The 7691-nt window shown below is 62.7% G+C and carries 6 protein-coding genes; all 6 read right to left on the bottom strand.

The window, feature by feature from the left end:
- The coding region (locus tag BIS11_RS07150; RefSeq protein ID WP_253585867.1) for a SurA N-terminal domain-containing protein at window positions 1–1449 on the bottom strand (1449 nt) is incomplete at its 3' end.
- Between the two features lie 113 nt (window positions 1450–1562).
- The gene (gene hupB, locus BIS11_RS07145) at window positions 1563–1835 is read right to left on the bottom strand and encodes a nucleoid-associated protein HU-beta (protein WP_227391363.1); all 273 of its coding nucleotides are present in this window, start codon (window positions 1833–1835) and stop codon (window positions 1563–1565) included.
- Window positions 1836–2016: 181 nt separating this feature from the next.
- The gene (gene lon / locus BIS11_RS07140; RefSeq protein WP_253418243.1) at window positions 2017–4437 is read right to left on the bottom strand and encodes an endopeptidase La; all 2421 of its coding nucleotides are present in this window, start codon (window positions 4435–4437) and stop codon (window positions 2017–2019) included.
- A gap of 202 nt (window positions 4438–4639) precedes the next feature.
- Window positions 4640–5920, bottom strand: a complete 1281-nt coding sequence (clpX, locus tag BIS11_RS07135) for an ATP-dependent Clp protease ATP-binding subunit ClpX (RefSeq protein ID WP_253418240.1) — start codon at window positions 5918–5920, stop codon at window positions 4640–4642.
- A gap of 75 nt (window positions 5921–5995) precedes the next feature.
- On the bottom strand, window positions 5996–6613 hold the full coding sequence (gene clpP, locus BIS11_RS07130; RefSeq protein WP_227391360.1) for an ATP-dependent Clp endopeptidase proteolytic subunit ClpP: 618 nt from the start codon (window positions 6611–6613) through the stop codon (window positions 5996–5998).
- A 58-nt stretch (window positions 6614–6671) separates the two neighbouring features.
- On the bottom strand, window positions 6672–7691 hold a 1020-nt coding region (tig, locus tag BIS11_RS07125), incomplete at its 5' end, for a trigger factor (RefSeq protein ID WP_253585866.1).

Raw genomic sequence — 7691 nt, 5'->3', positions numbered from 1 at the left:
GGCGACGTACCCTTCGATCTCCTCACGCACCTCGTCCAGCGGCAGCACGGTCGCTTCGCGATGATCCGCCACGCGCAGCACCAGGCGCCGGTCGTCGTCGAGCTCGATCACTTCGCTGTTGTAGCCGGCATCGAGCACGTCCTCGCTGAACGCCTCGTCCATCACCCCGGGCTCGGAAAGAACGCCGGTCGCTTCGTCGCGGGCGATCCAGCCGGTCTGCTGGAGTGCAAGGCCCAGATCGTCGGCCACGCTGCCGAGATCGTCGGCGGCAAAGCTCTCGTCGATCAGGCGCTGCACCTGGCGGTTGAAGTCGTCGCTGACTTCGCTGATCGCCGCGCTCTGGGCGAGCGTTTCGCGCTGCTCCTCGAAGCTCGGGCCCTCGACCTCGGTGACCTGCAGCACGTGGAAGGCGTCGCCCATTTCGACCAACCCCGAGGTTTCGCCTTCGGCAAGCTCGAAGGCCGCATCATCGAAGGCCTGCCCCATGATGCCCGGTGCGATCACGCCAAGATCGCCCCCCTGCTCGGCGCTGGCGGTATCGTCGGAGTAGCGCAGCACGGTGTCCTCGAAGGACTGGCCCTGTTCGAGATCGTCGAGCGCCTGCTGGGCACGCGCCTCGGCGTCATCGCGACTGCGCTCGTCACCATAAGTGACCATGATGTGCGACACGCGTCGCTCGGCGGTGCGGTTCTGTGCCCGCCAGGCACGCCTGAGCGCTTCGTCGTCGACCTCGACGTTCTCGGCCATCGCCTGGCGATCGATCAGCACGTACTCGACCTGCACCTGCTCCGGACGCTCGAAACGCTCCGGGTTGGCTTGGTAGTAAGCCTCGACGTCCTCGTCGGTGACGTTCGGGGTGAAATCGATATCGCCTTCGTTCAGCATCACGTAGCGGAAACTGCGCTGCTGGTTCTGCAGTGCCGCCATCTGCTCGCGCTCGCTTGGCAGGCTGAAGTCGCTCTGCGCGATGCCCTGCTGCAGGTAGCGGCGTTTCAGATCGCCCTCGAGCTCCTGACGGAACGCCATCGGCGTGTAACCGGCGCGGCCGAGCTGGTTGCGGAAGATATCGGGGTTGAAGCGGCCCTGCTCATCCTGGAATTCCGGCAGCGTGACGATGACCTGGTCGAGCTGATCATCGGAAAGATGGAAACCGCCCTCCTCGGCGTACTGGCTCAGAAGCTCCTGGGTGATCAGCTGGTCGAGTACGTCGTTGCGCAGGGCGCGCTCCTGCTCCGGCGGCACCTGGCCCGAGCGCAGCGCGCGCTGGACCTCGAGTTCCACCTGCTGGCGCAGGATCGGCTCGCCATTGACGCTGGCGACCTGGTTGGGATCGCGGCCAAAGGCGCTGAACAGCGACTCGACGCCGAACAGCGCCATCGCGGCCACCATGAGCCCGATGATGATTTTGGCTCCCCAGCTTCGGGAGCCGTTTCGAATACTTTGCAGCATGCTTGCCTCAGATCGTCGCAGCCAAACGCATCGCCCGTTGCCGGGGCTTGAAAAAAACATGGGCGCATCGCCCAAGCGATGCGCCCATTACGTTACACGAAAACGCGAGCCAATTAGTTGACGGCGTCTTTCAGCGCTTTACCGGCCTTGAAGCTGGGCACCTTGGCAGCGCTGATCTCGATCGGCTGACCGGTCTGCGGGTTACGACCGGTACGGGCGGCGCGCTCCTTGATCGCGAACGTGCCGAAACCTACCAGTGAAACGCTGTCGCCCTTCTTGAGGCTATCGGTGACGGACTCCACCATGGCATCCAATGCGCGAGTTGCCGCTGCCTTAGGAATATCGGCAGACGCGGCAATAGCTTCGATCAGCTCGGACTTATTCACACTTCACCCCTTAAATGTTTCGCAAAATGGCTCTGAACGGCGCGGTCACCGGCAGGTACAACCTCAAAGCGTAGCTGCGTTTTATAGCAATGCCTTGAAACACCTGTCAAGCGACCCAGTGTCGAGCGCCCGGACCGTTGCTCCGGGCGCCCGTTATCGATGCAAGCCTCTTCGGACCTGCTTAGTGCGTGCTGGCAGCGGTAGTACCCTTGAACGATGGATCGGTACCGGCGAGCGTCGTCGCTCCTTCTACCGCTTCATCGGCCAGCGCGACCGTCAATACATCATCTATCCAGCGTACCGGGCGAATATCGAGCGCTCCCTTGATATTGTCCGGTACTTCCTTGAGATCACGACGATTTTCCTCAGGGATCAGGACGGTCTTTATACCACCCCGGCGGGCTGCCAGCAATTTCTCCTTGAGCCCGCCGATGGGCAGCACTTCGCCGCGCAGATTGACCTCACCGGTCATGGCGACATCGCAGCGTACCGGGCGCTGGGTGTAGGCGGAAATGATCGCCGTCACCATGGCGATCCCCGCACTCGGGCCATCCTTGGGCGTGGCGCCTTCCGGCACGTGAATGTGCAGATCCTCGTTCTCGAAACGCTGCGGATCGATCGCGAACGCCGCCGCCCGGGCCTTGACCACGGTCTGGGCCGCGCTCACCGACTCCTTCATCACGTCACCGAGCGAGCCGGTCTTGTTCAACCGCCCCTTGCCGGGGGTAACGACGGACTCGATGGTCAGGATCTCGCCACCCACGGAGGTCCAGGCAAGCCCGGTCACGCGGCCGACCTGGTCTTCCTTCTCGGCCAGGCCATAGCTGTAGCGGCGCACGCCGGCGTAGGTCTCGATGTCTTCGGCAGTGAGCGTGCGCGCAACCGTCGCACCCGCTTTCTTGGCACTCACCTCGGCCTCGACATGCTCGCGCAGCACCTTGCGGCACACCTTGGCGATCTGGCGCTCGAGCTCGCGCACCCCGGCCTCGCGGGTGTAGTAGCGCACCAGCTCCAGAAGCGCCTCGTCGTCGAGGGCCAGCTCGTCGGGCTTCAGGCCGTTAGCGCCGAGCTGCTTGGGCAGCAGGTAGCGCCTAGCGATGGCGAGCTTCTCGTCCTCGGTGTAGCCGGGCAGACGAATGATCTCCATGCGGTCCAGCAGCGGCCCGGGGATGTTCATCGAGTTGGCGGTACAGATGAACAGCGTCTCCGAGAGATCGTAATCGAGCTCGAGGTAGTGATCGCTGAAGCTGCTGTTCTGTTCCGGGTCGAGCACCTCGAGCAGCGCCGAGGCGGGATCACCCCGGTGATCCATGCCGAGCTTGTCGACCTCGTCGAGCAGAAACAGCGGGTTCTTGACCTCGGCGCGGGCCATGCGTTGCATCAGCTTGCCGGGAAGCGAGCCGATGTAGGTGCGTCGGTGGCCGCGAATCTCGGACTCGTCGCGCACCCCGCCGAGCGCCAGGCGCACGTACTTGCGATTGGTGGCACGGGCGATCGACTGTCCCAGAGAGGTCTTGCCCACCCCGGGCGGGCCGACTAGGCACAGCACCGGCCCTTTCATCTTCTTGACCCGCTTCTGCACCGCGAGGTATTCGAGAATGCGCGCCTTGACCTCCTCAAGGCCATAGTGATCCTCGTCGAGCACTTCCTGAGCCTTGACCAGGTCGTGCTTGACGCGGGTACGCTTTTTCCAGGGCACGGCGACTAGCCAGTCGAGGTAGGAGCGCACCACGGTGGCTTCCGCCGAGTTGCTCGCCATCATCTTGAGCTTGTTAAGCTCCTGGGTGGCTTTCTCGGCGGCCTCCTTGGGCATGCCGGATTCCTTGATGGCGCGCTCGTACTTCTCGGCCTCGTTGGGCACGTCGTCGAGCTCGCCCATCTCCTTCTGGATGGCCTTCATCTGCTCGTTGAGATAGTACTCGCGCTGAGTCTTCTCCATCTGCTCCTTGACCCGAGAGCGGATGCGCTTCTCGACCTGGAGAAGATCGATCTCCGACTCGATCAACGCCATCAGGTGCTCGATGCGATCGCGCACGCGATCCATCTCGAGAAGCTCCTGCTTGTCGCCGATCTTCAGCGACAGGTGGGCGCAGATGGTATCCACCAGCCGGCTCGGGTCCTCGATGCCGGAGAGCGAATTGAGCACCTCGTTGGGCACCTTCTTGGAGAGCTTGACGTACTGCTCGAATTGGTTGAGCAGCACGCGCACCAGCGCCTCCTGCTCGCGCGAGGTGAGCGGCTCGCTCTCGCGCGGGATCAGGTGTGCCTGGGTATAGCCCGCCTCGTTCTCCTCGATGTCGACCACGTCGGCGCGGAAGTTGCCTTCGATCAGCACCTTGACCGTGCCGTCCGGCAGCTTCAGAAGCTGCATGATGTCGGCCACGGTGCCCATGCGGTAGAGATCGTCGTTGTCCGGCTCGTCCTGGGAGGCTTCGCGCTGGGCCACCAGGAGAACGCGCTTGTCCGACTCCATCGCGGCCTCGAGTGCCTGGATGGACTTTTCCCGACCCACGAACAGCGGGATCACCATTTGCGGGTAAACAACCACGTCGCGCAGCGGCAACATGGGTAAACACTGTGTCTGATCGGCGTTCTGCTGCATCGCAGACGTTCCTCAAAATCGGAGAAGCGCTTGGTGAAGCGTTACCACTTTAAAGCGCTTGACAGTATGGAAGACGCGGCTCGATGACCCGAGCCCCGGGTTCGCGCAGCGGCCAGGCCCGGGCGCGGCTCAGTCAACGGCAAGGGGTCGCCTAGGCGACCCCTTGGATTGGCTTTTGCGAGCACTCAGGTCGAAAGGCGCACTAGCCGTCGGTGCCGTCGACGCGAGCCTTCTGCTGGTTGGAGTAGATCAGAAGCGGCTGGCTTTCGCCCGCGATGACCGACTCGTCGATGACCACCTTGCTGACGTCCTCGAGCGAGGGGATCTCGTACATGGTGTCGAGCAGCACCGATTCGAGAATCGAGCGCAGGCCGCGAGCACCGGTCTTGCGCTCCATCGCCTTGGCGGCAACGGCGCGCAGCGCCTCCTCGCGAAACTCCAGTGCCACGTCCTCCATCTCGAAGAGCTTGGCGTACTGCTTGACCAGCGAGTTCTTGGGCTCGGTCAGGATCTGGATCAACGCGTCCTCGGTCAGCTCGGTGAGCGTGGCGATCACCGGCAGACGACCGACGAACTCCGGAATCAGGCCGAACTTGACCAGATCCTCCGGCTCGACGCCGGCCAGCACCTCACCCACGCCGCGCGAGGACTCCTTGCTCTTGACGCTGGCGTTGAAGCCGATGCCGCCCTTCTCGGCGCGGTCACGAATGACGTTGTCGAGCCCGGCGAAGGCGCCGCCCACGATGAACAGGATGTTGGCAGTGTTGACCTGCACGAACTCCTGCTGCGGGTGCTTGCGCCCGCCTTGGGGCGGAACCGAGGCGGTGGTGCCTTCGATCAGCTTCAGAAGCGCCTGCTGGACGCCCTCGCCCGACACGTCGCGGGTGATCGAGGGGTTGTCCGACTTGCGCGAGATCTTGTCGATCTCGTCGATGTAGACGATGCCGCGCTCGGCTTTCTCGACATCGTAGTCGCACTTCTGCAGCAGCTTCTGGATGATGTTCTCGACATCCTCGCCCACGTAGCCCGCTTCGGTCAGCGTGGTCGCGTCAGCGATAGTGAAGGGTACGTTCAGAAGCCTGGCCATGGTTTCCGCCAGCAGCGTTTTGCCGCTACCGGTCGGGCCAATCAGCAGGATATTGGATTTACCCAGCTCCACGTCGCCATCGCGCACGTCGCTCTTCAGGCGCTTGTAGTGGTTGTAAACCGCCACCGACAGCACCATCTTGGCACGGTCCTGGCCAATGACGTAGTCATCCAGGGTATGGCGAATTTCGCGAGGCGTAGGCAGACGCTCCTCGTCGCTCTCGGCATCGGCTTCGAGAACTTCCTCGCGAATGATGTCGTTGCACAGATCGACACACTCATCGCAGATATATACGGACGGGCCGGCAATCAGCTTGCGTACTTCGTTCTGGTTCTTGCCACAAAACGAGCAGTAGAGCAGCTTGCCACCTTCGTCCTTGCCTTTGCCGTCGGCCATTGGCGTACCTCTATCGCTGCGGCGGCGCTCGCCGCCTTGAAAGCTCGTTGGAAAAGCGGGAATCCGATAACGCTATCAGGATGTAGGGCGCTTATCCAGCACTGCGTCGATCAGGCCGTACTCTTGAGCCTTGTCGGCGCTCATGAAATTGTCGCGGTCGGTATCACGCGCCACTTTCTCGATATCCTGGCCCGTATGGTGGGCGAGAATCTGGTTCAGCTTCTCGCGGATGCCGAGGATTTCCCGAGTGTGGATCTCGATGTCCGATGCCTGACCCTGGTAGCCGCCGAGCGGCTGGTGGATCATCACGCGCGAGTTGGGCAGGCAGTACCGCTTGCCCGCGGCACCTGCGGTCAGCAGAAGCGCGCCCATGCTCGCCGCCTGACCGATACACACGGTCGAGACGTCCGGCTTGATGAACTGCATGGTGTCGTAGATCGACATGCCTGCCGTGACCGAGCCACCAGGCGAGTTGATATAAAGATGGATATCCTTGTCGGGATTCTCGGACTCCAGGAACAGCATTTGCGCCACGACCAGGTTGGCCATGTAATCTTCGACCGGCCCGACGAGGAAAATGACGCGCTCCTTGAGAAGGCGCGAATAGATATCGTAGGCGCGTTCGCCCTTGGCGCTCTGCTCGACCACCATGGGTACCAAACCGCCGGCGTTTTGAATATCAAACTCACTCATTCGGGTGATTCCTTGCGTCCGGTAAGAGAGTGGCGCGCCGGGCGCGCCACGCGTTGGATCAGGCCTCGGACTCTTCGCCTTCGCCCTGCTCTGCCTGCTGCTGGGCAGCGGCCAGCGCCTGCTGGTAGGTCATTTCGACATCCTTGACCGTCGCCTGCTCGAGAAGCTTGTCGACCGCCTTCTCTTCGAGGATGGCGGACTTGACCTGGGTCTTGAGCTCGTCGTTACCCATGTAGTAGTCGACGACTTCGGACGGGTCCTGGTACTGCTCGGCCAGCTCCTCGACCTTGGCCTTGATCGCGGCGTCGTCGGCGTCGAGCTCGTGAGTCTTGATCACTTCGGCCAGCAGCAGGCCGACCTGGACGCGGCCACGCGCCTGCTCCTCGAACAGCTCGTTGGGCAGCTGGCTGACGTCGAAGTCTTCACCGAGGCCGAACTGCTGCGCAGCCTGGCGCTTCATGCCGTCGGTCTCCTGCTGGACCAGCGCGCTCGGCACGGTGATCTCGTTGGCCTTCTTCAGCGCGTCGAGCACCTGCTGCTTGACGCGATTGTCGACCGCCTGGGAGGCTTCACGGGTCATGTTCTTCTTGATCTCGGCGCGGAACTTGGCCTCGTCGCCGTCCTCGATACCGAAGCGCTCGAAGAAGCTCTGGTCGACCTCGGGCAGCGCCTGGGTGCTGACCTTGTGGACCTTGACCTTGAAGGTCGCTTCCTTGCCCGCCAGGTGCTCGGCCTGGTAGTCCTCGGGGAAGGTCACGGTCAGGGTCTTCTCTTCACCGGCCTTGGCACCGATCAGCTGCTCCTCGAAGCCCGGGATGAAGCTGTTGGAACCGATCACCAGCGCGTGGCCTTCGGCACTGCCGCCTTCGAAAGGCTCGTCGCCCAAAAAGCCCTGGAAATCGATGGTGACCTGATCGCCGTCTTCGGCGGCCTTGTCGTCTTCCTTCCATTCGGCGTTCTGCTTGCGCAGCGTCTCGATCATCTCGTCGACGTCGGCATCGGTGACGCTCACGACCGGACGCTCGACTTCAGTGCCCTCGATCGAGCTGAGTTCGACCTGCGGATACACTTCCATGAC

The sequence above is a fragment of the Halomonas sp. 707D4 genome (assembly GCF_024158685.1).
Classification (GTDB): domain Bacteria; phylum Pseudomonadota; class Gammaproteobacteria; order Pseudomonadales; family Halomonadaceae; genus Vreelandella.
The sequence above is the reverse complement of the archived record's forward strand: the minus strand, read 5'-3'. Positions and strand labels throughout refer to the sequence as shown.

Bases quoted from the DNA above. Each gene is read 5' to 3' on its own strand.
- lon (WP_253418243.1), bottom strand. From the start codon at position 4,437: ATGCAGCAGAACGCCGATCAGACACAGTGTTTACCCATGTTGCCGCTG.
- clpX (WP_253418240.1), bottom strand. From the start codon at position 5,920: ATGGCCGACGGCAAAGGCAAGGACGAAGGTGGCAAGCTGCTCTACTGC.
- clpP (WP_227391360.1), bottom strand. From the start codon at position 6,613: ATGAGTGAGTTTGATATTCAAAACGCCGGCGGTTTGGTACCCATGGTG.